The organism is Rhodococcus globerulus NBRC 14531, from assembly GCF_001894805.1.
GTDB classification, from domain to species: domain Bacteria; phylum Actinomycetota; class Actinomycetes; order Mycobacteriales; family Mycobacteriaceae; genus Rhodococcus_F; species Rhodococcus_F globerula.
In genome coordinates this window covers 597,487-623,798 of record NZ_BCWX01000001.1, presented here as the reverse complement: position 1 = coordinate 623,798, position 26,312 = coordinate 597,487, and the positions used below count along the sequence as shown (strand labels likewise).

General features: G+C 61.2%; 26 protein-coding genes. 14 read left to right on the top strand and 12 right to left on the bottom strand.

All coding sequences use genetic code 11. The features are described 5' to 3' along the window. The first annotated feature begins 179 nt into the window (after positions 1-179). The 8 genes from RG2_RS02675 to RG2_RS02640 all read left to right on the top strand — a co-directional run bounded on the left by RG2_RS02675 (position 180) and on the right by RG2_RS02640 (position 6,707). Positions 180-947, top strand: a complete 768-nt coding sequence (locus RG2_RS02675) for a sulfite exporter TauE/SafE family protein (RefSeq protein ID WP_033235636.1) — start codon at positions 180-182, stop codon at positions 945-947. A 37-nt stretch (positions 948-984) separates the two neighbouring features. Beyond that, complete coding sequence (locus RG2_RS02670) at positions 985-1,794, top strand: HAD-IIA family hydrolase (protein WP_033235637.1); 810 nt, start codon at positions 985-987, stop codon at positions 1,792-1,794. Between the two features lie 287 nt (positions 1,795-2,081). Then, the gene (locus RG2_RS02665; RefSeq protein ID WP_033235638.1) at positions 2,082-2,666 is read left to right on the top strand and encodes an alternate-type signal peptide domain-containing protein; all 585 of its coding nucleotides are present in this window, start codon (positions 2,082-2,084) and stop codon (positions 2,664-2,666) included. Between the two features lie 12 nt (positions 2,667-2,678). Continuing rightward, positions 2,679-3,263, top strand: coding sequence for a hypothetical protein (locus RG2_RS02660; RefSeq protein WP_045064060.1), 585 nt, complete (start codon positions 2,679-2,681; stop codon positions 3,261-3,263). 11 nt (positions 3,264-3,274) lie between these two features. Further along, positions 3,275-3,931: a signal peptidase I gene (locus RG2_RS02655; RefSeq protein WP_072782284.1), complete on the top strand. Its 657-nt coding sequence runs from the start codon at positions 3,275-3,277 to the stop codon at positions 3,929-3,931. A 22-nt stretch (positions 3,932-3,953) separates the two neighbouring features. Continuing rightward, complete coding sequence (locus RG2_RS02650) at positions 3,954-4,526, top strand: SipW-dependent-type signal peptide-containing protein (RefSeq protein WP_230590263.1); 573 nt, start codon at positions 3,954-3,956, stop codon at positions 4,524-4,526. Between the two features lie 7 nt (positions 4,527-4,533). Next, positions 4,534-6,156, top strand: a complete 1,623-nt coding sequence (locus RG2_RS02645; RefSeq protein WP_033235640.1) for a signal peptidase I — start codon at positions 4,534-4,536, stop codon at positions 6,154-6,156. Continuing rightward, complete coding sequence (locus RG2_RS02640; protein ID WP_051730623.1) at positions 6,153-6,707, top strand: alternate-type signal peptide domain-containing protein; 555 nt, start codon at positions 6,153-6,155, stop codon at positions 6,705-6,707. The genes RG2_RS02645 and RG2_RS02640 overlap by 4 nt, the downstream gene beginning before the upstream one ends. A gap of 61 nt (positions 6,708-6,768) precedes the next feature. Here RG2_RS02640 and RG2_RS02635 read toward each other — a convergent pair whose 3' ends face one another. From RG2_RS02635 to RG2_RS02625, 3 genes are read right to left on the bottom strand one after another with little or no spacing between them, the layout of a single operon-like run. Continuing rightward, on the bottom strand, positions 6,769-7,992 hold the full coding sequence (locus RG2_RS02635; protein WP_174557324.1) for an O-succinylhomoserine sulfhydrylase: 1,224 nt from the start codon (positions 7,990-7,992) through the stop codon (positions 6,769-6,771). Further along, positions 7,989-8,408: a rhodanese-like domain-containing protein gene (locus tag RG2_RS02630; RefSeq protein ID WP_033235808.1), complete on the bottom strand. Its 420-nt coding sequence runs from the start codon at positions 8,406-8,408 to the stop codon at positions 7,989-7,991. Before RG2_RS02630 ends, RG2_RS02635 begins: the two co-directional genes overlap by 4 nt. Before the next feature lie 38 nt (positions 8,409-8,446). Continuing rightward, a complete protein-coding gene (locus RG2_RS02625; RefSeq protein WP_033235642.1) occupies positions 8,447-8,872 on the bottom strand; it encodes an Rv0361 family membrane protein in 426 nt (141 codons plus the stop codon). 231 nt (positions 8,873-9,103) lie between these two features. Between RG2_RS02625 and RG2_RS02620 the strand changes: the two genes are divergently transcribed. Next, positions 9,104-10,498: an FAD-dependent oxidoreductase gene (locus RG2_RS02620; RefSeq protein WP_033235643.1), complete on the top strand. Its 1,395-nt coding sequence runs from the start codon at positions 9,104-9,106 to the stop codon at positions 10,496-10,498. Between the two features lie 118 nt (positions 10,499-10,616). After that, positions 10,617-11,399: an amidohydrolase family protein gene (locus tag RG2_RS02615; RefSeq protein ID WP_033235809.1), complete on the top strand. Its 783-nt coding sequence runs from the start codon at positions 10,617-10,619 to the stop codon at positions 11,397-11,399. A gap of 7 nt (positions 11,400-11,406) precedes the next feature. Here RG2_RS02615 and RG2_RS02610 read toward each other — a convergent pair whose 3' ends face one another. The 6 genes from RG2_RS02610 to RG2_RS32180 form a co-directional block, all read right to left on the bottom strand. Then, on the bottom strand, positions 11,407-11,889 hold the full coding sequence (locus RG2_RS02610; protein WP_033235644.1) for a DUF456 domain-containing protein: 483 nt from the start codon (positions 11,887-11,889) through the stop codon (positions 11,407-11,409). Continuing rightward, positions 11,886-13,139, bottom strand: coding sequence for a formate-dependent phosphoribosylglycinamide formyltransferase (purT, locus tag RG2_RS02605; protein WP_033235810.1), 1,254 nt, complete (start codon positions 13,137-13,139; stop codon positions 11,886-11,888). Before purT ends, RG2_RS02610 begins: the two co-directional genes overlap by 4 nt. Positions 13,140-13,201: 62 nt before the next feature. Further along, a complete protein-coding gene (locus RG2_RS02600; protein WP_072782281.1) occupies positions 13,202-14,632 on the bottom strand; it encodes a GGDEF domain-containing protein in 1,431 nt (476 codons plus the stop codon). A 173-nt stretch (positions 14,633-14,805) separates the two neighbouring features. After that, positions 14,806-14,931: a hypothetical protein gene (locus RG2_RS32190; protein WP_255285214.1), complete on the bottom strand. Its 126-nt coding sequence runs from the start codon at positions 14,929-14,931 to the stop codon at positions 14,806-14,808. 378 nt (positions 14,932-15,309) lie between these two features. Then, positions 15,310-15,432: a hypothetical protein gene (locus RG2_RS32185; RefSeq protein ID WP_255285213.1), complete on the bottom strand. Its 123-nt coding sequence runs from the start codon at positions 15,430-15,432 to the stop codon at positions 15,310-15,312. 214 nt (positions 15,433-15,646) lie between these two features. Beyond that, positions 15,647-15,769: a hypothetical protein gene (locus RG2_RS32180; RefSeq protein WP_255285212.1), complete on the bottom strand. Its 123-nt coding sequence runs from the start codon at positions 15,767-15,769 to the stop codon at positions 15,647-15,649. Between the two features lie 311 nt (positions 15,770-16,080). On the opposite strand from RG2_RS32180, the gene RG2_RS02595 reads away from it, so the two are divergent. The 3 genes from RG2_RS02595 to RG2_RS02585 all read left to right on the top strand — a co-directional run bounded on the left by RG2_RS02595 (position 16,081) and on the right by RG2_RS02585 (position 21,169). Further along, on the top strand, positions 16,081-17,814 hold the full coding sequence (locus RG2_RS02595; RefSeq protein WP_033235645.1) for an ABC transporter ATP-binding protein: 1,734 nt from the start codon (positions 16,081-16,083) through the stop codon (positions 17,812-17,814). Then, the gene (locus RG2_RS02590; protein WP_033235646.1) at positions 17,811-19,961 is read left to right on the top strand and encodes an ABC transporter ATP-binding protein; all 2,151 of its coding nucleotides are present in this window, start codon (positions 17,811-17,813) and stop codon (positions 19,959-19,961) included. Before RG2_RS02595 ends, RG2_RS02590 begins: the two co-directional genes overlap by 4 nt. A 107-nt stretch (positions 19,962-20,068) precedes the next feature. Next, positions 20,069-21,169, top strand: a complete 1,101-nt coding sequence (locus RG2_RS02585) for a CaiB/BaiF CoA transferase family protein (RefSeq protein WP_033235812.1) — start codon at positions 20,069-20,071, stop codon at positions 21,167-21,169. An 84-nt stretch (positions 21,170-21,253) separates the two neighbouring features. Here the strand turns inward: RG2_RS02585 and RG2_RS02580 are convergent, their stop codons facing one another. Both RG2_RS02580 and yczR read right to left on the bottom strand, forming a co-directional pair. After that, positions 21,254-22,294 carry a class I SAM-dependent methyltransferase gene (locus tag RG2_RS02580; protein ID WP_045066600.1) on the bottom strand — a complete coding sequence of 347 codons (1,041 nt, stop codon included), beginning with the start codon at positions 22,292-22,294 and terminating at the stop codon, positions 21,254-21,256. Positions 22,295-22,464: 170 nt separating this feature from the next. After that, the gene (yczR, locus tag RG2_RS02575) at positions 22,465-23,940 is read right to left on the bottom strand and encodes a MocR-like transcription factor YczR (RefSeq protein ID WP_033235647.1); all 1,476 of its coding nucleotides are present in this window, start codon (positions 23,938-23,940) and stop codon (positions 22,465-22,467) included. A 325-nt stretch (positions 23,941-24,265) separates the two neighbouring features. Between yczR and RG2_RS02565 the strand changes: the two genes are divergently transcribed. Continuing rightward, positions 24,266-24,751 carry a 5' nucleotidase, NT5C type gene (locus tag RG2_RS02565; RefSeq protein ID WP_033235649.1) on the top strand — a complete coding sequence of 162 codons (486 nt, stop codon included), beginning with the start codon at positions 24,266-24,268 and terminating at the stop codon, positions 24,749-24,751. A gap of 54 nt (positions 24,752-24,805) precedes the next feature. Here RG2_RS02565 and RG2_RS02560 read toward each other — a convergent pair whose 3' ends face one another. Next, complete coding sequence (locus RG2_RS02560) at positions 24,806-26,095, bottom strand: adenylosuccinate synthase (RefSeq protein WP_033235650.1); 1,290 nt, start codon at positions 26,093-26,095, stop codon at positions 24,806-24,808. Between the last annotated feature and the right edge of the window lie 217 nt (positions 26,096-26,312).

Genomic DNA, 26,312 nt, shown 5'->3' with positions numbered 1-26,312 from the left:
AACGGTCGTCAAATGTTGTATTTCCCTGCGAGACAAGGGAAATAGGGATCTATGTGCGTTGAAATCAGGCTGATCGCAAGCCTCCCGAAAGCGGCGAATGCAGTGTTGGATGGATGAGCCGTATCCGATGCCCCGAGCCACCGCTCGTCCCCGAATCACCCTGCAGTACCGTCTGCGGAGTGAGCGGACTGGACGCATTTTTTATTCTCGTGGCAGGTATCGGTGCCGGGGCGATCAACGCCGTGGTGGGCAGTGGAACCCTGATCACGTTCCCCACACTCGTGGCTTTCGGCATGCCTCCGGTCACTGCGACGATGTCCAATGCCGTCGGCCTCGTCGCCGGCGGCGTTTCGGGCACCTGGGGTTACCGACGCGAATTGTCGGGACAATGGGACCGGCTTCGGTGGCAGATTCCGGCGTCGCTGTCCGGGGCGCTACTCGGCTCGTGGTTGCTGATGCACCTACCTGAGAAGTTATTCGAGACGATCGTTCCGGTATTGCTGATCCTGGCGCTCGCTCTTGTCCTTCTCCAACCACGCATCCAGGCCTGGGCGAAGAAGCGTTCCACCGAAGAGACAACGTTGTCGACCTCGAGGTTGATGCTCCTGACCGCCGGCACGTTTGCAGTCGGTATCTACGGCGGCTATTTCACCGCCGCCCAGGGCATCCTCCTGATCGGTGTGATGGGTGCCATCCTTCCCGAAACCCTGCAGCGAATGAACGGCGCGAAGAACCTGCTCTCACTGCTCGTCAACATCGTCGCGGCGGTGATGTACATCAGCTTGGCTTTCGACCAGATCAATTGGGCAGCAGCCGGTTTGATCGCAGTCGGCTCGCTCGGCGGAGGGGTACTCGGTGCCCGCTACGGGCGACGCCTGTCCCCCACCGCGCTGCGGTACACGATTGTCGTCGTCGGCCTGATCGGACTGTGGCGTCTGCTCGCTTGATCGCCCACGTCGGACGCGGTTCCCACATACTTGAGACATGACCACAACCGCGAATGAACCCCAGTGGACCTACCTCATGGACATGGACGGAGTCCTCGTTCACGAAGAGCACTTGGTGCCGGGAGCGGACACGTTCCTCGCCGAACTGGCATCGAACAACATCCCGTACATGGTGCTGACCAACAACTCGATCAGAACTCCGCGAGACTTGCGGGCACGCCTACTCAACTCCGGTCTCGACATTCCGGAGAAGTCCATCTGGACGTCAGCGCTGGCGACCGCCACCTTCCTCGCAAATCAGCGACCGGGAGGCAGCGCGTATGTGGTCGGCGAATCGGGCCTGACCACGGCGCTGCACGACATCGGATACGTCCTGACGGACAGCGATCCCGATTACGTCGTCCTGGGAGAGACCCGCACCTACTCGTTCGAGGCGATTACCACCGCGATCAGATTGGTCGAGCGAGGCTCGCGGTTCATCGCCACCAACCCCGACGCCACCGGACCGTCGCGGGACGGCTCGCTACCTGCCACCGGTTCCGTTGCCGCCTTGATCACCAAAGCCACAGGGCGCGACCCGTACTACGTCGGCAAGCCGAATGCCCTCATGATGCGATCAGCATTGCGGTCCATCGGCGCTCATTCCGCCAACACCTTGATGATCGGCGACCGGATGGACACCGACATCGTGTGCGGCCTGGAGGCGGGCTTGCAGACCATCCTTGTCATGACCGGGATCTCGACACCGGCGTCCGTGGAGCTGTATCCCTACCGCCCCACCATTGTTCTGGAATCCGTCGCCTCCCTTGTCGGAAATACAACGGACCCTTTTCGTAGCACTAAGTAAAGATAATTCGGACATATCGCCTAAATAGAACGGGTAGTTAACCAGCCGAATGAATAACGCAAAACAAAGGAAACGTAAAACCTTTGTCGAGTTGGACAAACGGGAGAATTCTTCAAGGTTGAACTAACGGATTGGTGACTAGTCGCAGGTAGGCGGCTTTTCCCAGCTCAAACGTAAAATTTCAATTTGGGCGAAATATTCTTTTCAAAACCGGTAACGAATCGTTTGCCATGGCTGATACTCATTTCTGAACGACCCAATTCGGACTCCCCAGAAATGAGCTCTCCATGAAGAAACAGACAAAGGGTGCAATTGCGGCAGCAGCCGCGGGCGCACTACTCCTCGGCGGCGCAGGTTCACTCGCGTACTGGAGCGACAGTTCGACGATCGGCGGAAACACCATCACCGCCGGCGAGCTGCAAATCGCAGATTGCGTCGCAGCTGCAGGCACCAGTGGATGGGCGTCGACGAACCCGACGACCATTGCCATTCCCACCGCAGACCTTGCTGCATACAGAATCGTCCCGACCGAGGTGCTCGAGTACAACTGCACCACATCGATCACCGCAATCGGCGATCGATTGAACGCCGTCATCGAGGCGGATCCCGCTTCGATCACAGCTGGCACGACAGCGGCAACCGGCGCCACTGCCGGGGAGCTCCTCGCCAACATCGATGTCGAGACCACTGTCACCGTCGACGGCAATGTCGTGACCGCTGCGAGCCCCCTGACAGAAGCCAACAACGGCGACGCGGTGGCCGTCACAGTTGTCATCACATTCGCCAACGTGAACGACCTTGTTGCTCAGGGTGCGTCGATCAACTTGACGGATCTCGCGCTCAAGATCGAGCAAACAGCCATCAATCCCTGAGGCTGCGAAACCGTGAGAGCTAAAGCCTGGGGGGCACTCGCAGGTGCGTCGGTCATCGTGGTGATGTTTGCATCAGCACAACAGACCGGCGCCCTGTGGCGTGCCGAGACTCCAGTGTCCGGGCTGCAAATGACAGCAGACACGTTGGTCCTACGCCTGGGCGCAGATTACGCGAGTGCTACCGAGAGTTACACGATGACTGGTTTCGGAGGTACCGCCATGAGTCTTGGCGCCTACTCCCAGAAACCCATCACCATCGCGAACCGCACTCCGATGATCGTGCAATACGAATTGACCTCGGCAAGCCAGTCGCAGCCGGAACCGAAACTCAATCTCACGGTGTGGCAGGTAGGCAGCAATGCCGATTGCCCCACAACCGGAACGCCCACCGGCACGCAGCTCTACACCGGGACCCTGACTGCGGCCAAGTACCCAGCGACTCCGCTACCGACACCCAGGCCAACTCTTTCACCGAACACGTCGTCAACGTGGTGTCTGCGAGCGACCGTCAATGCAAGTGCCGCACAAGGTCAGTCGACTACCGCAACCTTGAACTTCAAGGGCACACAATTCGTTCCCCCGCGCACGCAGCCGTAGTGAGGATTTTGATGGACGCACAGCACCGCGCACAACGAAGCGGACCTATCTGGTGGATCACTTCCATTGCCAGCTGGCTGCTTCTGCTTGTCCTCAGCGCGCTGATCATTGCAACAATCGTGGTGCCGTACCTTGCTGGGGCGCAGCGATATACGGTTCTCACAGGTTCGATGTCGCCGACCTACAAGCCTGGTTCCCTGATTGTCGTCAAGGAAGCCGACGCAAACGATCTCGCGATCGGAACTCCCATCACGTTTCAGTTGGAGTCCGGAAAGCCGACTGTCGTGACACATCGCATCATCGCCATCAGTGAGAACACCCGCGGCGAACGAGTTTTCACCACACAGGGAGATGCCAACTCCATTCCGGATGAAAAACCGGTAATCCCGGAACAGATCAGAGGGAAGGTCTGGTACAGCTTTCCGTATCTCGGATACGTGCACAGCTGGCTGACCGGGGAGCAACGCAAGATCATCCTGAGCATTGTTGTCACCGCTCTCGCCGCTTATGCCGTCTATATGTTTGTCAGTGGAACGCGTGAGGGCCGCAGAGACCGACGCAATCGCGCCGCGAATGTCGACGACGTTCAGATGTCTGACGATATCCAGCTATCCGAAACAGCCACCGCGTCACACAACGAAAGCGCCGGACATGTCACGACACTCTGAAAACACGCCCAGCAGAGTTCGAATGATGCTCGGTAGTGCGCGGGTTCGCGCACTACTCGCACTCGGGATGGTTCTGGGAACAGGTGCAGTCGGAACCATGGCCGCGTGGACCGACACAGCTACAGCCACCTCGGGCGCTTTCAGTACCGGAACCATCAATCTCCAACTGAACAATGCCGAAGGAAACCCGACCGCATACGCGTTCACAGCGCTCACCAAAGCCAATATGTCTCCGGGACAGAGCATTGCAGCCATGCTGTCAGTTCAGAACAAAGGGTCTGTAGCCTTCACCTACACCGCCAATACAACATCGACGACGTCTACTCTCGCTCCGTACCTGAAAGTCTCGACGTACTCGGGAGGGACCGCAGCCAATGCCAGCAATGTCGGAACCTGCAGTGGAACGTCGATCATCGCAAATACGTCCCTCGTGAACGGGGGTACAAGCGCAAACATCATCGGCACTCGTTCACTGCCCGCCACCTCCGGCGTCGACGACATCTGCTTTCTCGTGACTTTGGACGCGGCAGCGCCGTCGACAGTCCAAGGCACCACTGTGACAGTTACATTCAACTTCACTGCAACGTCGGTGTGAGCGCGCCATGACCCGAGAGAAGCATTCACATCGACGCGGTCGCGTGCGGGAGCTTGCGCTCACGATCGGCGCATGCGCCGGAGTTCTGTGCATCGTGATCGCGGCGGCGGGCCTGTTTCTGGGGATCAAGCCGCTCGTCTTCCGATCGGGCTCCATGGAACCTGAAATCAGCACAGGTGCACTGGCTTTCTCTCGATCAACACCTGCCGATGAGATCGCCGTCGGTGACGTTGTCAGCGTGACCAATACTCAGGGCACTCGGATTACCCACCGCGTCGACAGCATTGCTCCGCAGGCTGCGGGCGTAGTACTGACTCTGAAAGGTGACGCGAACGCCGAGGCTGACATCGAGACGTACTACGTCACAACCGTTGATCGAGTTCTGTTCAGCATGAACAAACTTGGCTACCTCGTGTCCTGGGCATCCGGACCGATCGGCGTCTTCCTCGGCGGTGTTCTCGCCGGAATCCTGCTGATGATCGCGTTCAGGCCCGGTGGGCCTCGACCGAACCGCCCGGAGCCTCCGACTGGCGAAAGCATCGAGACGACAAACAGACACGTTATCTCTTCACCATCGGATACCCCTTCGCGTGCAACCCGATCGGGCAAGCTCGTGAAAACCACGATTGCCGGAGCAACTCTGGTGTCACTGTCACTCGGTATTGCACAGACGACGGGAACCGCTGCGGCATTTCAGGACACGGCACGCGCCCAGTCGACATTCACCGCCGCAAGCGTCATAGCTCCGCGGGTCCCGAGCGCAACCTGTGCCACCACTGGCGGTCTCTTTGGTCTGTTAACGACTGTCACTCTCACTTGGACCGCGCCTGGTGGTACCGGCCCATACACATACAAAGTCATCGTTCGAAAGAACGATACGCCGACCTCGACCGTCACCGTGGACAATATCAGCAGCCTCACCACGACGATAGCCGTCGGACTCTTCGGTTTGCTTGCTGACGGTGCATATACGGCTGAGATCTATACCAAGGTCGGCACGCAGATATCGACCGCATTCTTCCCTGTTCCTATCTCCGTTGCTTCGCTTGTCGGAACCAAATGTGTCAAAGAGGGCGCACAGACCGTTCCGGCCGGGTTTGCCGCCCGCCTGGCGCCCGCCGCGGCTCCCGAAACAACGTCGACGACTACGGCCGCACCCACGACTTCGTCGGCCGGAGAAACGACAACAAGCACGTCGACCTCCGCAACAGAATCATCTCCGACACCGATGACCCCTCCTGAAACGACAACTACCGCAACCACAACCAACGAAACAACAGCAACACAGACCACGACCTTGCCGACCACAACCACAACCACCCTGCCAACTACTTCGACAACGACTGCGGTTGTCCCAGTTGGGGATCCCAGTGACTCGGGCACCTATTTCGCTGCAATAGCGACTGGCGAATCAGGCCGGTTTGCCTCGATCACCGACTCGGCGGGAACCGAGATCTTCCGCACCGCAGTTGGCCTCGACGACGAATTGCATTGGCTCACTGGCGCTGATGAATTGTGGATACTCGGATCCAGCGGACCTCGTAAGGTCAGTAAGATCGCAGGACAGTGGACGTCCACCTCGCCCACAGGTGAACTCCCCGCTGAAATTGCTGCGCTGGTGAGCAAATGAAGAAACAGTGGAAAGGCGCCCTGGCGGCCACCGCGGCGATTGCGGTTCTTCTCGGCGGAAGTGGCACGCTCGCTTCGTGGAACGATTCCGCAACTGTGCTGTCCAAGACGGTTACTGCCGGCACCCTTTCCCTCGGACCATGCACCGTGGGACCCGGCGGACCCACGGCAACGGGGTGGTTCTATCGCAACTACGATACTGCGCCCTATACAGCGATCCCAGACATCTCGACCTTCCGAACCTTTCCGGGCCAGGACGTCTACTACTCCTGCAATTCGAAAGTATCCGCCACCGGTCCTCGCCTGCGGGCAGACGTAGTCGCACAGACCGGAACAATCGGCGGCGCTCTGGCGCCGTACTTGGACGTGTACGTCTTCCTGTCCGACAGCGCCAACGCGGACATCACAGACTTCACAAGTGACTACAACGGACAGGTCATCAACGTCATCGTTCTGTTCCAGTTCATGCGGAGCAATGACAATGGCGGTCAGAATCAGAGCGTTTCGATTCCGTCGTTCAAGCTGGTCACGCAACAACAACCGATCGGATAACACAAAATCGCTCTGTTCGTCTGGGGTGCACGAACAGAGCGATTCGGTATTGCGTCGACAACTACCCGAGGGCTCGCTTCAGATCAGCCAACAGATCGACGGCGTCTTCGAGCCCGACGGACAAACGCACCACGCCATCTGTAAGACCCACTGCTGCACGACCTTCCGGTCCCATGGCCCGGTGCGTCGTGGTCGCGGGGTGGGTGATCAACGACTTGGAGTCACCCAAGTTGTTGGAGATGTCGATGACGCGCAGGCCGTTGAGAACCTCGAACGCCCGCTTCTTGCCCTCACCGTCAGGCGCATTGAGCTCGAACGTGACAACTGTTCCGCCGCCGCTCATTTGAGCCTTCGCAAGTTCATGCTGCGGGTGCGAAGTCAGGTACGGATACTTGACCCACTTGACGCCCGGGTGCGCTTCGAGGAATTCGGCGATCTCGAGGGCCGACGCCACAGAGTGCCGGATACGAACCGGCATGGTCTCGAGGCCCTTGAGCAACGTCCAGGCGTTGAACGGGCTGAGCGCAGGTCCGGTGTGCCGCATCAGTTCCCGAACGGGACCGCTGATGTACTCCTCGGTTCCGAGGATCGCACCACCGAGGACGCGGCCCTGACCGTCGATGTGCTTGGTGCCGGAGTACACCACGACGTCGGCGCCCAAGTCCAAGCTTCGCTGCAGGAGCGGCGTCGCAAAGACGTTGTCCAGGACTACCTTTGCACCGGCGGCATGAGCGAGTTCGGATACGCGTCGTACGTCCACCAAAGATTGCATGGGGTTGGACGGTGTCTCGAAGAATACTGCCGTGGTCGGTACCGACAGCGCTTCTTCCCACTGCGCATTGTCTTCACCGTCGACAAAAACAACCTCGACTCCCCAGCGCGGGAGGATTTCGTTGCACACGACAAAGCAGGAACCGAAGAGGCTGCGAGCAGCGACCAATCGGTCACCGTTGCCCAGCAGTGCGCCCAACGCCGTGAATACGGCGGACATTCCGCTGGCCGTCGCAAAGCACGCCTCTGCGCCTTCGATGAGGCGCAGACGCTCTTCGAACATCTTGACCGTCGGATTGCCGTAGCGGGAGTAGACAAAATGGTCTACTTCGCCGGTAAAGGCTTGTTCGGCGGCTTCTGCACTCTCGTAGACAAATCCGGAGTTGAGGAACAGTGCTTCGGAGGTTTCCTCGAAGCCCGTTCGCATCAATCCGCCGCGGACACCGAGCGTGCCAAGACCTACGTCGTCCGGCAACGCTCGTTGAAATGCGCCGCCCTGGGGAATTCCGCTCACTGCTGCCTCCACGGCAGGCCGATGGCCCGCCAACCTACAACTCCACGATGTCCGTCGGCATCCAAACCGCCTTCGAACCCGTCGAGCACGTTGTACGACGGACCGATGCCCGCCGCTGTCGCACTTTCTGCGGCCCCGATCGATCGCTGACCGGATCGACACAGGAAGATCACGGGTTTCCCGGAGCCGGGAACAACACCGGATTCCTTCAACTCGTCGACGAAGTTGTCGTTGCGTGCGCCGTTGGGGTAGCTCACCCATTCGATCTGCACAGCCGAGTTGCCGAGGGACGTGACGTCGGGGATACCGACGTACTTCCACTCTGCGTCGGTGCGCACGTCGACGAGCACTGCCTCGGGGTTTTCGCGGAGCAGCTCCCAGGCTTGCTCCGGCGTCAGATCGCCTGCGTAACTCACGTTGTCCATGTTTTCACAAGACCGGATTGTGCGGGCGATCAGGTGCAGATATCCCAGCCTTCGCCGTCGCGGGTGAGTGTCCAGACCTCGACGCGCTGATCCTGGCCGCCACCGGAGAGCCGAACATCGACAGTCGCGCGGTCGCCGCTGACCACAGATTCGTTGATGCCCTGCATCTCGACGTCACCTTCGGTATCGGCGAGTGGTCCGGTCTCCGGATCGAAGTTTGTGCAGGTAAGGCTCTGGAGCGTCTTGTTGTCGTTCTCGTTGTGAGCTGCGACGTAGTCCGCGACCACACGGCTGATGCGGTCCTCTTCGCTGACGTTTTCCTCAGCCGGGGACATCCAGGACGAAATGAAGATTCCGCCGAGGATCAGCGCGACAATTGCCACTGCCAGGATGAACGGCCCGGCCGATGCTGTCTTGCTTTCGGAATTGCCGGAATCGTCGCGCTGGTCATTCATGAAACCAATACTCCCCCACAAGCTCAGCTTGTGGCCCGTCAAGTAGTGGACCCCTACCGCTTCGAACCGCACTTGCAGGAGAATTGAAAGAAAGAAACGGTTTACCGACGCCCGTTGGGGTGAAAGTGTGAACCGGGTCGAACCGCAAACACTCCACGGTGCTTAGGTTCGGCTAAATTGGATACTTGTCGATACGTTGTCCGAACTTCGAAGAAGGTAGCTGTCTTTACGATGACTGACTCCAACCGCCCACTCCGGGTCGCGATCGTCGGCGCCGGCCCCGCCGGCATCTACGCCGCCGATGCCCTCATGAAGTCCGATACCGCAGTCTCCGGCCGCGGTGTCAGCATCGACCTCTTCGAGCGCATGCCAGCGCCCTTCGGTCTCATCCGCTACGGCGTCGCACCTGATCACCCGCGCATCAAGGGCATCATCACCGCCCTGCACAAGGTCCTCGACAAGCCGCAGGTCCGCCTCCTCGGCAACATCGACTACGGCACCGACATCACCCTCGACGACCTCCAGTCGTTCTACGACGCCGTCATCTTCTCCACCGGCGCCAATGCCGACCGCGCCCTCGGCATCCCGGGCATCGACCTCGACGGCAGCTACGGCGCCGCCGACTTCGTCTCCTGGTACGACGGCCACCCCGACGTCCCCCGCGAATGGCCCCTCACCGCAGAGAAGGTCGCCGTCCTCGGCGTCGGCAACGTCGCCCTCGACATCGCCCGCGTCCTCGCGAAGACCGGCGACGAACTGCTCCCAACGGAGATCCCCGCCAACGTCTACGAGGGCCTCAAGAACAACAAGGCCATCGAGGTCCACGTCTTCGGACGACGCGGCCCCGCGCAGGCCAAGTTCACCCCTCTCGAACTGCGTGAGCTCGACCATTCCCCGACCATCGAGGTCATCGTCGACCCCGAGGACATCGACTACGATGAGGGCTCCGAGCAGGCTCGCCGCAACTCCAAGCAGGTCGACATGGTCGCGAACACACTGCAGGACTGGGCAATCCGCGACGTCGGAAACCGCCCGCACAAGCTGTTCCTGCACTTCTTCGAATCCCCCACCGAGGTTCTCGGTGAAGACGGCAAGGTAGTAGGCCTGCGCACCGAGCGCACCGCACTCGACGGCACCGGCAACGTCAAGGGCACCGGCACCTACAAGGACTGGGATGTTCAGGCCGTGTACCGCGCCGTCGGCTACCTGTCACAGAACGTCACGCAGCTGCCGTTCGACGACCAGGCCGGCACCGTCCCCAACGACGCCGGACGCGTCGTCGCCGACGACACCGCCGAAGGCGCAGCCCGGTTCATGCCGGCCACCTACGTCACCGGCTGGATCAAGCGCGGCCCCGTCGGCCTCATCGGCCACACCAAGGGTGACGCCAACGAAACCGTCGCGAACCTCCTCGAGGACTCGGCCAACTTCACCGGCGCCGCACACCCCGACGAGAACGCCGTCATCGAATTCCTCGAAGGCAAGCAGGTGCCGTACACGACGTGGCAGGGCTGGTACCGCCTCGACGCACACGAGCGCAGCCTCGGCGAACCCGAAGGCCGCGAGCGCATCAAGGTCGTCGAGCGTCACGACATGCTGAAAGCCTCGGAGCCCGAGAAGGCATAACCACAGGCATCACAGACAGACCGGCCCGATATGACCGAAATTCACCACGTAGCGATCCAGGTCACATCGGGCCGGTCGTCTGTTCGAGGTCATATTGACAGCGTGCAAAATGAATGACGTGTTTGACGCCCATGTTCACATCATCGACCCGCGCTTTCCGCTGGTCGAGAATCACGGTTACCTGCCCGAGCCGTTCACCGTCCCCGATTACCGGTCCAGGGTGGCGACTCTCGAGGGGCTGAGTGTGGACGGTGGAGCAGTGGTGACGGCGTCGTATCAAGGCACTGATCAGGAGTACCTCAAAACGGCACTCGCGGAACTCGGCCCCGGCTGGGTTGGCGTCACGGCACTCGGTGACGACGTCACCGACAAAGAGATAGTCGACCTCGACGCACTCGGTGTTCGCGCAGTCCGATTCAATCTCCGACGCGGCGCAACAGATCTGCGTCAACTCGCGGACCTGGCAAACCGGGCTTTCGATTTGGCCGGCTGGCACGCCGAGTTCTACGTCGACGCGACACTACTTCTCTCGCTCGAACCAGTTTTCGCGAAGCTTCCGGCCGTGTCGATCGACCACCTGGGCATGTCGACGCGCGGCCTGCCGTATCTCCTCAACCTCGTGGACCGCGGAGTCCGAGTCAAAGCCACCGGATTCGGACGCACCACCATTTCCGACGTCGGCGACGTGCTCCGTCAAATCCACGCTGTCAATCCCCAGGCACTGATGTTCGGCACCGACCTGCCAGGCACCCGCGCCCGCCGGGCCTTCGAGATCCACGATCTCGACGTGATCGCCGACGCCGTCGGGGACGATCTTCCGGCCGTGATGGGTGGCAACGCCCGCTCCTGGTATCGGTGTGAACGAGCCAGCGCTCACGCCCGAAATGCTGCTCACTCCTGAAATCTGCTCACACGAAAACGACTGCGCCCAACCAGAGCCCGGCCGCGATCAACGCACCGAACAACTCCACCACCATGGACAACCCCACAGCTTTCACCGCGTGAAGCGTCGACGCCCACGCGATGTTGACGTTGCGCAAGCGCACGAGTTCTGCGACATACGTTCCCACGATGAATCCCAGAAACAGCCCCACCACCGGAACGACAAAGAATCCGATGATGCCGACAAGCCCGCCCACCATGACAGAGCGGTTTGGCACTCCCCCGGCACGCATTCGCTGACCGGGCCACGTGTACTTCACGACGCCCGTGATCACGAGAGCCAGCGCGGCCAACGCGAACACCGTCCACGCGGTCGCGCCACCGGTCATCAACGCCCACACCAGAATTGCTGCCAAGATGAGCAGCGTTCCCGGAATGATCGGCACAACCACCCCGATCAGGCCGATCAGAATTGCCAGCCCGACAACAAATTCCGCAGCCGGACTCATCCGACGGGGCGAACCTTCGACGCCGCCTCGCGTGCACGGGAGCGAGCCGTCTCGACATCTGCGGCAGTGGAGACGGCAACGCCCATCCGTCGACGCGTGAAACTTTCCGGCTTGCCGAACAACCGAATGTCGGTCTCGGGCACCGCGAGAGCCTCTGCGACGCCGTCGAATCCGATTGCCTGCGCTTCGACGCCGCCGTAGATGACGGCTGAAGCACCAGGTGAGGTGAGCGTCGTGTCGACGGGGAGCCCCAGGATGGCGCGGGCGTGCAATTCGAATTCGGAGAGCCGCTGTGTGCGCAGCGTGACCAGTCCGGTGTCATGTGGACGTGGGCTCACCTCGGAGAAGTACACGTTGTCGCCCTTGACGAACAACTCGACACCGAAGATTCCGCGACCGCCAAGCGCGGACGTGACCTTCTCGGAGACCTCGCGAGCGGCCGCGAGGGCGAGCGCCGACATCTGCTGTGGTTGCCACGATTCGACGTAATCGCCCGACTGCTGCAGGTGACCGATGGGTTCACAGAACGACGTCTCGACCTCGCCGCCACTGCCCACGGCCCGGACCGTCAATTGTGTTATCTCGTAATCGAAATCGACAAAGCCCTCTACGATGACCCGGCCGTGATTGACGCGCCCACCGGCCATCGCGTAATCCCACGCTGACTCGAGTTCGTCGGCAGTGCGCACTGTCGACTGCCCTTTGCCGGAGGACGACATGACGGGCTTGATCACGCACGGAAATCCGGTGAGTTCGGTGGCAGCCCGAACCTCGTCGAGTGAATTCGCGAATGCATACGGCGAGGTGGGCAAGCCCAGTTCCTCGGCTGCAAGCCGCCGGATACCTTCGCGGTTCATGGTCAGCTGTGTTGCCCTGGCCGTCGGAATGACTACGGTCTCACCCCGCGCTTCGACGACGGCCAGCGCGTCGGTCGCGATTGCCTCGATCTCGGGCACCACAAAATGTGGCTTCTCCAGTTCGATCACGGCCAGCAGTGCATCGCGATCGGTCATGTCGACGGTGTGAGCCCGGTGCGCAACCTGGTGCCCGGGTGCGTCCGGGTACCGATCCACTGCAATAACCTCGACGCCCAATCGCTGCAACGCGATGACAACTTCCTTGCCCAGTTCACCCGATCCCAACATCATCACTCTGATCGCGTTCTCGGCGAGCGGAGTGCCGAATCGGAGTGGAAGCGAGGAAGGGTCCGAGGGCGCCGAAAGGTCCGACGGCGTTGAATCAGGCTGCATGGCTGCGACTATATGCCAATCCCGATGCAGGTCAGCGTGTCCAGAGGACGCGATGGCGGAACTCACGCGGTTCTGCTGATCCGCTCAGACACGACGCCACTCACGATGTCACTAACGTTCTGGGCTTTCACGACATTTCGGCCTGCATGCTTGGCTTCGTACAGGGCTGCGTCGGCGGCGACCATCAGCGACGCCAAGGTGGGTGTCGCGTCATCTGTCCAAGCGAGTCCGATACTGACGGTGCTGTCATGCCCGGATCGTGCCGAGTCGTGGACCTGAGCATGTCGGATCTCTTCGGCGACTTCGGTCGCACGGGCGAAACTGGAACCGGTGAGCAAGACCGCGAACTCCTCACCGCCGAGTCGACCGACCAGATCGGTATCGGAGACGCGTTCTGCCATCCGGGCACCGAAATCGGCGAGAACACTGTCGCCGACCATGTGCCCGTATGTGTCGTTGACGGCTTTGAAGTGGTCGAGATCGAGCATCAGCAATCCGATAGGCAACGCCGTCTGCGTTGCCTGTTGGAGTCGTTCTTCGGCCTGACGCAGGAAAGGCCCGCGCGAGAGGACTCCGGTGAGAGAGTCGTATTCGACTGCGCGGAACAGCTCACGCTCGGCAGCCCGACGCTCCTGCGTCGCACACGCCACAGCGATGGGGCCCAACGCAACCAGAGTGACCGCTATCGACGTGATCACCGCCTCGTTCACGTTTGCGCCACTCTGTTCCCCGAGAGCCAGCCTGCCGGCGTCGGCCATCATGAGCGACCACACCGACCACACTGCCGAAACCAACGCAGTACTCGGAACCGAAATCCGGGTAGCGCACCACAACAGCGCGGGGATGGGCAGGAGAAGGGCAATCGGCCCCTCGATGCTGAGCGCGATCGGCATGCAGGCGGCGGTAGCGAGCAACGGGACTGTCATGGCGAGAACTGCCCGTACAGTCGTCTTGCTACGGATCTCCGCAATGCTGGACGGAATGGTCATGGACAGAATCAGAGGCAACACCAGCAGATAGGCCATGAACTCCGTACTGCCCCAGTGAACAAGCGTGTCGGCAAACGACTCACCTCGAAAGACCCAATCCATCAGCCCAGCTGTTGCCGCGGTAGCGCAGGCACTGAGTCCGGCGACGACAACCATCCACATCAGAGACGTTGAGTCGACCAAGCGGAACGGGGTGCGTTTGAGGTAGTCGAGCAACAACACACCAACGGTGACCCCGACCAGGTTTGCACCGTTCAACTGAATTGCCATCGAGAGCGTGTTGCCGGTCAGTAGATCAGCGCTCACATAAGCGACGCCGGCGGCAATCCACGTGGGCCACTCGATCAGAATCGGCCACCGCACCATCATTCCCAGTAACAACGCATTGGCGCACCAGAACGTGGCGAGCAGTCCGGGCGGCCGCGTGAGAATTCCGATGAGCGCGGCAAGCAGGACAACGACAAAGACAACCAGCAGCCGCGTTACTCGGCCCATCCTTGTCATTCGTCACCTCACCGTCGCTCCAGAAAAGGTGTATCGGGCGACTGCCAAATCTTATCGTCACGTTCAGACCACATTGCCCCCTGACCGATGACGCGGTCAGAGGGCAATGCGAAGTGACCGACCATCACAGTACCGAGGACTCGGCACCTGATAGGTCTTGTTAGCGGTTGGTCTTATTCAGCAGATCCGCTGGATCCCGAGGATCCCGAGTCGCCCTCGAGCGAAGAGGCGTCGACCGACTTGAGGAAAACGCCGAGTGCTGTGAGCAGAGGTCCGAGTGCGCTGAGTGATCCGAACATAGGAGTTCTCCTGGTGCGTAGAGGTGATGTGAAATGTTCAGCGACGGTTCGGCCGCAGGCGGTGACCGAAACAGTCTGGGAACTCATGCCACAGGGGTGAAATATGCGGTCGCCCCCTGCGACATCCCGTGCTGTGATGCAGCGCACTAACAAGCGCTGAGAGCATTTATAGACCGCAGAAACGCACTTGTCTAGCTACCGCGTGGCTACCACCAAGGACTCGAAGTAACACCTGTCATCAAAACTGCAGATCAAGACGGTAATCCAACGCCAATTAGAGTACAAATTGTGATGTGCATCACAGCAGAAATGCAGAAAGTGCGGCTCGCAGTCAATTGCGAGACACACTTTCGGGCAAACGGGACTTACTTCTCAGACCTACTTCTCAGCGGCCGAGCCGGTTCCCGGAGTGAGCGAGCCACCGCCGATAGCCGTGAGCAGGTCCTTGAGAACCGGGAAGAGGTTCTTGATAACGGCGCTGAATTCTTCTTGCGAACCCATGTCGGTTCCTCTTTTCTCAGAAATGCAGTTGATGAATCGGAAAGGCTGGAGAAATTACTCGGCAGCCGAACCGGTCGAACCCGAAGAATCTGCCGATCCGGCGTTCAGCTTGGTCACCAAAGCGAGAACGCTTTTGAGGAAGGCGTCGAGATTCTGGATCGAGGTCATGTGACTACTCCTGTGTCGTTACGAAAGATTGCCGTGCGCGCGAACGTCAGGAGTTCGAGCTGGCGGAATCGAGGCCCTGGATGGTCTTGAGCATGTTCACCAGCGGAAGGAGCTTGAGCAGACTCCAGCCCATACCGTTTGCCTCGAGAAGGTTTTCGACCGAACCCATAACTGAACTCCTTGCGTGAGATTTATGACGTGGCGCACATTTGAACCGCCGAGAGCCTTTGTAGTCAGGAGAAATACATACGTCCAGTTTGTTTAAGGACAAAGACTCGCGTGACAGTTCGCGGTGATCTGTAAAGCCCCAGATCAAGACATGTGACTCGAACTCAACTTCAAATTCAAATGTGATCGACATCACAATTGATTGGGACAAAAGGCCGCAAAGGTAAGAGTCGGTGCCCGCACCGACCGCGATCTGTCATACCGTGTGCATGTGATCAATCCTGAACGCGTGGCAACCAGATCGGGATCGCCGTGTTAGCAAAACTGCTCAAGGCGTACCTGCCGCCGTACCGCTGGTTGCTCGCAGGAGTATTGGCGCTGCAACTTTTCGGTGCCATTGCGTCGCTGATCCTGCCGACCCTGAATGCCCGAATCATCGACGACGGCGTCGCCCGCGGTGATACCGGATTCATCATGTCGACCGGCGGAATCATGCTGATGGTCTCGTTGGCGTCGATCATCGCCTCGGTCGCGTCGACGTATCTGGCGGCAAAGTCCTCGATGGGATTCGGTCACGACGTCCGGGCCGCCGTCTACAAGGCCGTCGGCAGTTTCTCCGACCGTGAATTCTCCGGTTTCGGCGCCCCGACACTGATCACCAGAAATACCAACGACGTCCTCCAGATCCAGACGCTGGTGATGCTGACGTCGTCGATGCTCGTCAGCGCACCACTCATGTGCATCGGCGGCATAGTCATGGCGCTACGCGAGAATCTGCAGATGTCGTGGCTCCTGACCATTTCGGTGCCACTACTCGGCATCACCGTCGCAGTGGTCGTCGCCCGCCTCATTCCGCACTTCCGGACCATGCAGGCCCGCATCGACAAGATCAACCGCGCACTGCGTGAACAGCTCACCGGTATGCGCGTGATTCGCGCGTTCGTTCGCGAACCCGACGAAACCATGCGCTTCGATCAGGCCAACAAGGAACTTGCGGACACGGCCCTGCTCATCGGTCGATACCAGGCCGTTCTCCTCCCGACGGTCATGCTGATCGCGAACCTGACCGGCGTTGCGGTCATGTGGTTCGGTGCCCACCTCGTGAACACCGGTGACATGCAGATCGGTCAGATCAGCGCGTTCCTCGCGTACGTCATGCAAATTCTGATGTCCGTCGTGATGGCAACAATGTTGGCCGTCGTGATTCCACGGGCCGCCGTCTGCGCCGACCGCATCACCGAAGTGATCGACACGAAGCCATCGGTCCCGGCACCGTCCCAACCGCTGCGCCCCACCAACCCTTACGGCGTCGTGGAGTTCGGCGGAGCCGGATTCAGCTACCCCGGTGCCGAGACTCCGGTTCTGAGCGGTGTGACGATGCGCTGTCTACCTGGGACCGTCACCGCGATCGTCGGCAGCACCGGCAGCGGAAAATCCACCCTCGTCTCCCTCATCCCCCGGCTCTTCGACGTCACAGCCGGCGCGGTTCTGATCGACGGGCTCGACGTCCGCGGCTGGGATCAGGACGAACTGTTCACCAACTTCGGGTACGTCCCACAAAAGACCTATCTGTTCGCCGGCACGGTCGCCACCAACATCCGGTACGGAAATCCGTCAGCCACCGACGACGACATCTGGGCTGCACTCGCCGTCGCGCAAGCCGACGGCTTCGTCCGGGAACTTCCGCAGGGCCTGGAATCCCCGATAGCGCAAGGTGGATCGAATCTCTCCGGTGGCCAGCGGCAGCGCCTGGCCATCGCCCGAGCCGTCGTCCGCCGACCGCGGATCTACATTTTCGACGATTCCTTCTCCGCCCTGGACATGCACACCGACGCGGCCGTTCGCGCAGCGCTGCGCGCGATTACGACGAACAGCACCGTCATCGTCGTCGCGCAACGCGTGTCTTCGATCATCGACGCCGACCAGATCATGGTCCTCGAAGACGGCGCTCCCGTCGGACTCGGCGACCACAACTTCCTGCTGGCCAACTGCCCGACGTACCAAGAGATCGTGGCCTCCCAGATTCCCGCGGAGATGAGCGCATGACCATTCCGCAAGGCCCAAATTTCGGTCCGGGCAATCGTCAGTATTTCGACGACGCTCCTACCGTCGTATTTGCCAAGATCCCCGCGGAGCCGGACACAGCGCGGCCTGCCGAACCTGCGCCACAGTACGGTCAGCCCCTGTACGGTCCACCCCAGGACGATCCGCAACAATCCGGACCACCGCCTGTCGAACCGCCACCCGGCGACGAGCCCAAGCCCGATGCCCCGGCGCCGAAGCCCGCGTCCACCACACCCGCGACCAAACCCAAGCAGTTCAAAGCCACGATGAAACGGCTGTTGGGCCTGTTGAAGCCGCACAAGATCGCGGTATTCGTCGTGGTGCTCTCGACGATCGGCAGTATCTCGCTGTCCGTCGCGGTACCCAAGATCCTCGGTCACGTCACCGACCTCATCTTCGCCGGATTCATCGGCAAGAGTTTGCCGGCCGGCATCAGCCGTGACGAGGCCGCGGAAGCCATTCGTGCATCCGGTAATTCGACGTTCGCCGACCTGGTTCAGAACTCTGCCGACGTCGTCCCTGGCGTCGGGCTGAACTTCGACGCCATCGGCAAGGTCATCCTCATCGCCATCGGTGTGTACGTGATGGCGTCGCTGCTCGCCTGGGTGGAGGCGTTCCTGCTCAACATCATCGTGCAGAAAACGATCTACAAGTTGCGTGCGGAGGTCGAAGCGAAGATTCACCGACTTCCGTTGCCGTACTTCGACAGGACGCCTCGCGGTGAAGTTCTCAGCCGCGTCACCAACGACATCGACAACGTCTCGTCGACCCTGTCCCAAACTCTGACGTCGCTGCTGACCTCGGTGCTGACGGTCGTCGGCGTCCTCACCATGATGTTCGTCATCTCGCCGATGCTCTCACTGATCGCACTCATCGCCGTTCCCGTGTCGGTCGTGTTGGTTGCCCGTGTCGCCAAGCGCGCGCAGGTTCTGTTCAAAGCGCAATGGGAAGAAACCGGCAAGATCAACGCGCAGATCGAAGAGACCTACAGCGGCCGCGATCTGGTGCGCGTCTACGGGCATCAGATCGAGGCCGAGCGCGAATTCGCGGTACAGAACAAGAAACTTCTCGACGCATCGTTCGGCGCACAGTTCCTGTCCAGCCTGATCATGCCCGTCATGAACTTCGTCGGAAACATCACCTACGTACTGCTCGCAGTGGTGGGTGCCCTGAAGGTGGCCAGCGGCAACATGTCCCTCGGCGACGTCCAGGCGTTCATCGTCTACTCCCGCCAGTTCAGCTCACCGCTCACCCAGATCGCCTCGATGTCGTCGAGTCTGCAGTCCGGGGCCGCGTCGGCGGAACGCGTCTTCGAACTGCTCGACGAACCCGAGCAGACTCCGGACATCGCGAACCCCGTCCTCCCCGAGCAGGCCGGCCGTCACCGCACCGTCGGCACCGTCGTGTTCGAGAACGTCTCGTTCCGGTACGACAAGGACGTCCCGCTCATCGAGAACGTCAACCTCACTGCCGAGTCCGGACAGACCGTCGCCATCGTCGGTCCCACCGGCGCAGGCAAGACCACGTTGGTGAACCTCATCATGAGGTTCTACGAAGTCGACTCCGGCCGGATCACCATCGACGACGTCGACATCGCACACATGCGGCGCGCCGACCTCCGCTCGCACGTCGGCATGGTCCTGCAGGACACGTGGTTGTTCGGCGGCACCATCCGCGAAAACATCGCATACGGACGCATCGGTGCCAGCGAAGCCGAGATCCAAGCGGCAGCCCGGGCGGCGTTCGCGGACCGCTTCATCCACACCCTGCCCGACGGCTACGACACCGTGCTCGACGAGGAAGCGTCCAACATCAGTTCGGGCGAGAAGCAGCTCATCACCATCGCCCGCGCCTTCCTGTCCGAGCCGTCGCTGCTGATTCTCGACGAGGCGACCAGCTCGGTCGACACTCGCACGGAACAGCTTGTCCAGCACGCTATGTCGGCACTGCGAGCCGGTCGCACGAGCTTCATCATCGCGCACCGTCTGTCCACGATTCGCAATGCGGATCTGATCGTGGTCATGGAGGCCGGCCAGATCGTCGAGCAAGGCACACACGATCAACTCATCGCCCACGGCGGAGCGTACTTCCGCCTCTACAACGCTCAGTTCGAAGGCGCCGCCGTCTAGTGACCGACGCCTCCCTGCGTAGACACCGTGCCCCGGAGCACACCTGATCGATCCGACAGGTTACCGTCGGGTCAGAAGTGTTGTCGCCGTCTGAATTGGGAGTTCGTGTGTCTGCAGAAACTGTGGAGAAGAAGGGCCCGCTCGCGGGCATTCGGATCGTGGAATTCGCTGGATTGGGACCGGGACCGCACGCAGCGACTCTGCTCGCCGACATGGGCGCCGACATCGTCATCGTGCAACGCGCAGGCCAGATTCCTCAGGACGCCAACGCCTCCGACCAGATCAAGCGAGGCCGTCGTGTCGTCGAAGCCAACCTCAAGGATCCCGAGGATGTCGCGAAGGTCCTGAACCTGGTCGATCGCGCCGACGTTGTCATCGAAGGCTTCCGTCCCGGCGTCATGGAACGTATGGGGCTCGGACCCGACGTGCTGTTGGAGCGCAACCCTCGTCTCGTCTTCGGGCGTATGACGGGCTGGGGCCAGGAAGGCCCCCTCGCGAGCGCCGCCGGCCACGACATCAACTACATCTCCCTCACCGGCGTCCTCAACGCCATCGGTCGCAAGGGTGAGCGTCCCGTTCCGCCGCTCAACATGGTCGGCGACTTCGGTGGCGGTTCCATGTTCCTGATCTTCGGCATCCTGTCCGCCCTGGTCGAGCGTTCGATCTCCGGTAAAGGCCAGGTAGTCGACGCGGCCATGGTCGACGGCACCCTCGCCCTCTCACACATGATGTGGGCCTTCCGTGGCCGCGGCGTCTGGTCCGACGAGCGTGGTGTCAACCTCCTCGACACCGGTGCGCCGTTCTACGACACCTACGAGACCTCCGACGGCAAGTACATGGCCGTCGGTTCCATCGAGCCGCAGTTCTACGCCCTGCTGCTCGAAGGCCTCGAACTGGATCCGTCGACGCTTCCGCATCAGATGGATTCCAGCAAATGGGACGACATGAAGGCACTCTTCACGGAGAAGTTCCTGTCCAAGACTCGCGACGAGTGGGCCAAGATCTTCCTCGGCACCGACGCGTGCGTCTCGCCGGTACTGACCTTCGCGGAAGCACCGTCGAACGAGCACATCGCAGCGCGCGGCTCGCTCATCGAACTCGACGGCGTCACCCAGCACGCACCGGCGCCGCGTTTCTCCCGCACCCCGGCGAGCGTTCCGTCGCCGCCGGCGCGCGAGGCGACGGATATCGACACGGTCTGGACCTAGGCCCTTCGGCTCTGTGTTGACCTAGGGCCTTCAGCCCCGTGCGCCTTTCTGGTAGTTCCGGCTACCACAAAGGCGCACAGGGCGTCAGCCCAATCGGTAGAACCGCAAGAACTCGTGCTCGATCGGCAGCACATCCACTCGCTCGAAACCTGCTGCCAGGGCAAAACTTTCGAGTGTCGACTTACGCATGACCGTTCCCGTCCCGACGCTTCCGGGGTGGGAGAGACTGTCCGGCAGGCAGCAAGTCAGCGAATACCCGTAGAGCAGTTGCTCCACCTGCCCGGCATTCGGATCGAAAGAACTCGCTGTGCGCTCGTCCATGACGATCACCGGTGCGCCGGGCCGCGCGATCGACCGGGCGGTGGACAAAAACCCGACCGGGTCCGGCACGTCGTGCAGACATTCGAACGCAAAAACAGCGTCGTAGGTACCCGATTCCACCCGCTCCTGCTCAGGGGCTTGGCCGGCCACATCGACCAACGAGAAATGCACACGGTCGTCGACGCCGTAGTCGCTCGCATGCCGGCGCGCCGCAGCCACAGACGCCGCGTCCACGTCGAAGCCGTGAACCTCGACTTTCGGGTATCCGATAGCCAGTGCCACCGAAGACCATCCCTCCCCCATTCCGAGATCCGCGACCTTCGCCCCGTCGGTCAACGTGGTGTGCAGATCGGGAATGATCGGCAAGAACTCCTGGCACAACTGGCGCAGGAACATCGGGCGGTTCAGCAACGCCTGCCCCTCGCGCGCGTCAACGCCCATGGACTCCCAGGTCACCCCGCCGCCGTGGCGATACGCGTCGAGCAGTCTGGGCATCGACGTTGTCGTCGCCACGAACAATCGGGCCATCGGCGCCACATACAGCAGACTCTCTGGATCTACGAGTACTGCGGCGTGTGCTGCGGACAACGTATATCGACGGTCGGCATCCGTATTGACGTCCAAGTACCCGGCCACAGCCTGCTGTTCCAGCCATTCGCGGGCATACCGTTCCACGGTTGCCGTCCGATCAGCCAGTTCCGTCGACGTGAGGGGCCCGAAGTCAGCCAACGCGCGATACCAGCCCAGCCGATCTCCGAGGTAGACCGCTTGCAGTTCTGCCGCGCCGATCGCGGCCGCGAACATCCGTTCCGCCAATGCCTCCGATTCGCTGACGCCTTCTGCCCCGGCGCCCCCTGCCCCAGCTCCCTCTGCCCCGGCTCCCTCTGCACTGACCCCTTCGACGGTTGCCATCGAAACCTCCTGGATTCACCTTGGTTTCCAGGTGGGTACCCGCGCGAGCGCAGGCTAGCCGCTCAGACGACGACGAGGCGTTGGTCTGCAGCGTCCCGATCGGTCGCAAGGGTGTCGTATGCAGCGGCGATGGACGCAACTCCGCGGATCAGATCTTCCGACGAACGTGCGTAGGGCACACGGATGAACCGCTCGAAAGCACCTTCGACGCCAAATCTCGGGCCGGCTGCGAGGAGCACTCCGAAGTTGGGCGCCACCGCCGCCAAGGCAGTCGACACGGGTGCCGACATGCGCATCCATACCGACATTCCGCCCGAGCCGATCGTGGGACTCCAGTCCGGGAGTCGCTCGGCTACCGCGTCGAGCAGAACCGATCGTTGCTCGCGCAGGACCGCGCGACGCTCGTCGAGCAGCGAGTGGTCGTCGGCGAGGAGGTATGCCGCGGCAAGCTGATCCATGACCGGGGTACCGAGGTCGACAGCCGCGCGAGCGCCCACCAGCTGGGTGATCAGTGCGGGGTCGGCCCGAATCCAGCCGACGCGCAAGCCGCCCCACAGTGACTTCGCGGTGGAACCGAGGGTTACGACATCCGTCTTGGCGGCGCCGCGTCCGTGCGCTGCCACCGGCGCGGGCGGCGGCGCATCGAGCCACAGGTCCACCATGGTCTCGTCGACGACAAGCGTCATCCGGGTCTCGTGGGCGATCTTGGCAAGCTCCGCGCGCCCTGCGGAATCCATGCACAGACCCGTCGGATTGTGGAAGTCCGGAATCAGGTAGGCCATACGGGCAGCGGTTTGCCTTGCAGCACTGCGGATTCCGTCGAGGTCCCAGGCTCCGGCGGCGGCAAACTCCGGACGCACCGGAACCGGAACGGGCCTGGCCCCGTTGCGCCGAATCGCTTCCAGCGCATTGGGATACGTGGGGTGATCCACCAGCACCCGTTCACCGGGAGAGGTGAGCACCGACAACAACAACCGTAAAGCGTGCTGCGCGCCGGAGGTCACCATGATCTGCTCGGGCGTCGTAGGCAAGCCGCGTGCGGTGTAACGACGCGCGATGACGTCCCGCAGTTCTGCGATGCCGATCGGCTCCATGCCGTGCGTGGGCAGGAACTGCGGAAGTGACTCCAGCGCAGACGCATACGCCTGTTGCACCTGCTCGGCCGGGGCGGCCATCGCGGCATAACTGAGATCGACGACGGCACCGCTCGGGCCGGGTTGGTGCTGGCGGAACATCAAGCCGTTCGGCCGCGCACCGGCAGGCAACGCCACGGTGCTGCGCGAACCCTGACGGCTGATCAGATAGCCCTCGTCCCGCAGAACCGAGTACGACGACGTGATCGTGGTGCGGCTCAGTTCGAGCGCGGTTGCGAGTTCACGCTCACTCGGCAGAGCCACGCCCAGCGGAACGCGCCCGTCGTGCACGAGTAAGCGAATACCGTCGGCCAGTGCGCGGTAGGCGGGCCGTCGTCCCGATTCCTCCTGCCAGGACCCGAGATCACGCGCAAGGGAACGGGCACCGAGAACTCGAGTCATCATGCGGTCCAGTATCGAGTACTTGGCTATGTAATTCAATACCAGTGGACCTGATGATGGGCTTATGACTACCTTCGCAACGCTTATCGGCATCGGACTCTTTGTGGCCGTCGTGTACTTTTTTGCGCCAGCAGAAGGTGAAGGTACATACATTCGAGTGGAACAGTTTCGCCTGGCAGCACCGCTCGGCGGCATCTTCGGCAAGGTCGGCGAACGGTCCGGGAACAACTCTGTCGGACCCCCGTGCCATTGTGATGAGGGGGAAGAATTCACTGATCTCAGTCCAGTTCGATAAAACTGGACTCTTTCTGCTCGAAGAAAGGCACAGATGCCTGAATCCAAGAAGTCTGAATCCAAGAAGATTCTTTACATCGACCTCGACAACACCCTGGTCAACTTCCAGTCCGGTATCGATCGCCTGACCGACAATGTGCGAAGAAAATTCGAAAACGACCTCGACGAAGCCCCACACATCTTCTCGCGTATGGATCCCCTCGACGGCGCGATCGACGCGTACCACCAACTTGCGCGGCAGTTCGACACCTACATCCTGTCGACTGCGCCCTGGAAGAACGCAACCGCGTGGCACGACAAGGTCCTGTGGGTCCAGGAACACCTCGGATTGGAAGAAGGCAGCGTCGCGTACAAGCGCTTGATCCTCTCGCACCACAAGCACCTCAACCGAGGCGACTTCCTCGTCGACGATCGCGGAGCCAACGGCGCAGACAGGTTCGAGGGCGAGTGGATCAAGTTCGGCACCACCAAGTTTCCCGATTGGACGAAGGTCACCGAATACTTGTCGAAGCGAGCCTGAAACACGAAATCCCCGCTCCTACTTGAAAGGAACGGGGATTTCGACAAACAATTCCTAGCGGATGACCTCGCGGCGGACGATCGTCTCGTCACGGCCGGGGCCGACACCGATGCAGGACATGAACGCACCCGACAGCTCTTCGAGTCGAAGCACGTAATTCTGCGCGGCCTGCGGAAGCTCCTCGAACGTGCGAGCCTTCGAGATGTCCTCGGACCAACCCGGCATCTCTTCGTAGATAGGCTTGGCGTGGTGAATGTCGGTCTGCGACATCGGCATTTCGTCGTGACGCACACCGTCGACGTCGTATGCAACACAAATCGGTACCGTCTCGAGGCTGCTGAGCACGTCGAGCTTGGTCAGGAAGTAATCGGTGATGCCGTTGACGCGCGTTGCGTAGCGGGCGATTACGGCGTCGAACCAACCGGTGCGGCGGCCACGACCGGTGGTGACACCGACCTCACCGCCCTTGTCGGCCAGGTACACACCGAACTCGTCGAACAGTTCCGTCGGGAACGGGCCCGAGCCGACGCGTGTGGTGTACGCCTTCAGGATTCCGAGAACAGTGGTGATCTTGGTGGGGCCGATGCCCGAACCAACCGCTGCTCCACCGGAAGTGGGGTTGGACGACGTCACGTACGGGTACGTGCCGTGGTCGACGTCGAGCAGCGTTCCCTGTGAACCCTCGAGCAGGACGGTCTCGCCGCGCTCGAGAGCGAGGTTGAGTTCGAGTCGCGTGTCCGAGATACGGTGCTTGAAGCCCTCCGCCTGCGTCAGAACTTCTTCGACAACCTGCTGGGGATCAAGAGCCTTGCGGTTGTAAATCTTGACCAGCACCTGGTTCTTGAATTCGAGTGCCGCCTCGACCTTCTGGGTCAGGATCTTCTCGTCCAGGACATCCGCTGCGCGTACGCCGACGCGAGCGATCTTGTCCTGGTAGCACGGGCCGATTCCGCGACCGGTGGTGCCGATCTTCTTGGCACCGAGGAAGCGTTCGGTGACCTTGTCGATGGCCACGTGGTACGGCATGATCAGGTGCGCATCGGCGGAAAGCAGCAGGCGGGACGTGTCCACGCCGCGCGATTCCAGGCCCGCGAGTTCGGTGAGCAGCACTCCCGGGTCCACCACGACGCCGTTTCCGATGACATTGGTGACGGCCGGTGTGAGGATTCCGGACGGGATGAGGTGCAGTGCGAATTTTTCACCGTTCGGCAGAACTACGGTGTGTCCGGCATTGTTGCCGCCCTGGTATCGCACGACCCACTGAAGCTGCTCGCCCAGTAGATCTGTAGCTTTGCCCTTACCTTCGTCGCCCCACTGGGCGCCGATCAGGACGATTGCCGGCATGACGTTGTCTCCTACGGTCGACGTGCAGCAGTTGTCCCGCCGCATTGGTACTGCCTGAATCCGCGCACTCTTGTGCAGCCGAGCTGTTGCAGTGACCGAAGGAGAAGTCTAGCCCAGAGCACACGATCAAACCCTTCGGTCCAGAAATCGGCTCGTTGTTGTCGCAGTTGTCGGTCTGTACCCGACGTCGCATTAGGATCGTGGTCTGCAATTCCGA

Coding starts and splice junctions, on each gene's coding strand:
- RG2_RS02670 (WP_033235637.1), top strand. CDS start 985: ATGACCACAACCGCGAATGAACCCCAGTGGACCTACCTCATGGACATG.
- RG2_RS02665 (WP_033235638.1), top strand. CDS start 2,082: ATGAAGAAACAGACAAAGGGTGCAATTGCGGCAGCAGCCGCGGGCGCA.
- RG2_RS02655 (WP_072782284.1), top strand. CDS start 3,275: ATGGACGCACAGCACCGCGCACAACGAAGCGGACCTATCTGGTGGATC.
- RG2_RS02650 (WP_230590263.1), top strand. CDS start 3,954: ATGATGCTCGGTAGTGCGCGGGTTCGCGCACTACTCGCACTCGGGATG.
- RG2_RS02645 (WP_033235640.1), top strand. CDS start 4,534: ATGACCCGAGAGAAGCATTCACATCGACGCGGTCGCGTGCGGGAGCTT.
- RG2_RS02640 (WP_051730623.1), top strand. CDS start 6,153: ATGAAGAAACAGTGGAAAGGCGCCCTGGCGGCCACCGCGGCGATTGCG.
- RG2_RS02625 (WP_033235642.1), bottom strand. CDS start 8,872: ATGAATGACCAGCGCGACGATTCCGGCAATTCCGAAAGCAAGACAGCA.
- RG2_RS02620 (WP_033235643.1), top strand. CDS start 9,104: ATGACTGACTCCAACCGCCCACTCCGGGTCGCGATCGTCGGCGCCGGC.
- RG2_RS02610 (WP_033235644.1), bottom strand. CDS start 11,889: ATGAGTCCGGCTGCGGAATTTGTTGTCGGGCTGGCAATTCTGATCGGC.
- purT (WP_033235810.1), bottom strand. CDS start 13,139: ATGCAGCCTGATTCAACGCCGTCGGACCTTTCGGCGCCCTCGGACCCT.
- RG2_RS02600 (WP_072782281.1), bottom strand. CDS start 14,632: ATGACAAGGATGGGCCGAGTAACGCGGCTGCTGGTTGTCTTTGTCGTT.
- RG2_RS32190 (WP_255285214.1), bottom strand. CDS start 14,931: ATGTTCGGATCACTCAGCGCACTCGGACCTCTGCTCACAGCACTCGGC.
- RG2_RS32185 (WP_255285213.1), bottom strand. CDS start 15,432: ATGGGTTCGCAAGAAGAATTCAGCGCCGTTATCAAGAACCTCTTCCCG.
- RG2_RS32180 (WP_255285212.1), bottom strand. CDS start 15,769: ATGGGTTCGGTCGAAAACCTTCTCGAGGCAAACGGTATGGGCTGGAGT.
- RG2_RS02590 (WP_033235646.1), top strand. CDS start 17,811: ATGACCATTCCGCAAGGCCCAAATTTCGGTCCGGGCAATCGTCAGTAT.
- RG2_RS02580 (WP_045066600.1), bottom strand. CDS start 22,294: ATGTTCGCGGCCGCGATCGGCGCGGCAGAACTGCAAGCGGTCTACCTC.
- yczR (WP_033235647.1), bottom strand. CDS start 23,940: ATGATGACTCGAGTTCTCGGTGCCCGTTCCCTTGCGCGTGATCTCGGG.
- RG2_RS02565 (WP_033235649.1), top strand. CDS start 24,266: ATGCCTGAATCCAAGAAGTCTGAATCCAAGAAGATTCTTTACATCGAC.
- RG2_RS02560 (WP_033235650.1), bottom strand. CDS start 26,095: ATGCCGGCAATCGTCCTGATCGGCGCCCAGTGGGGCGACGAAGGTAAG.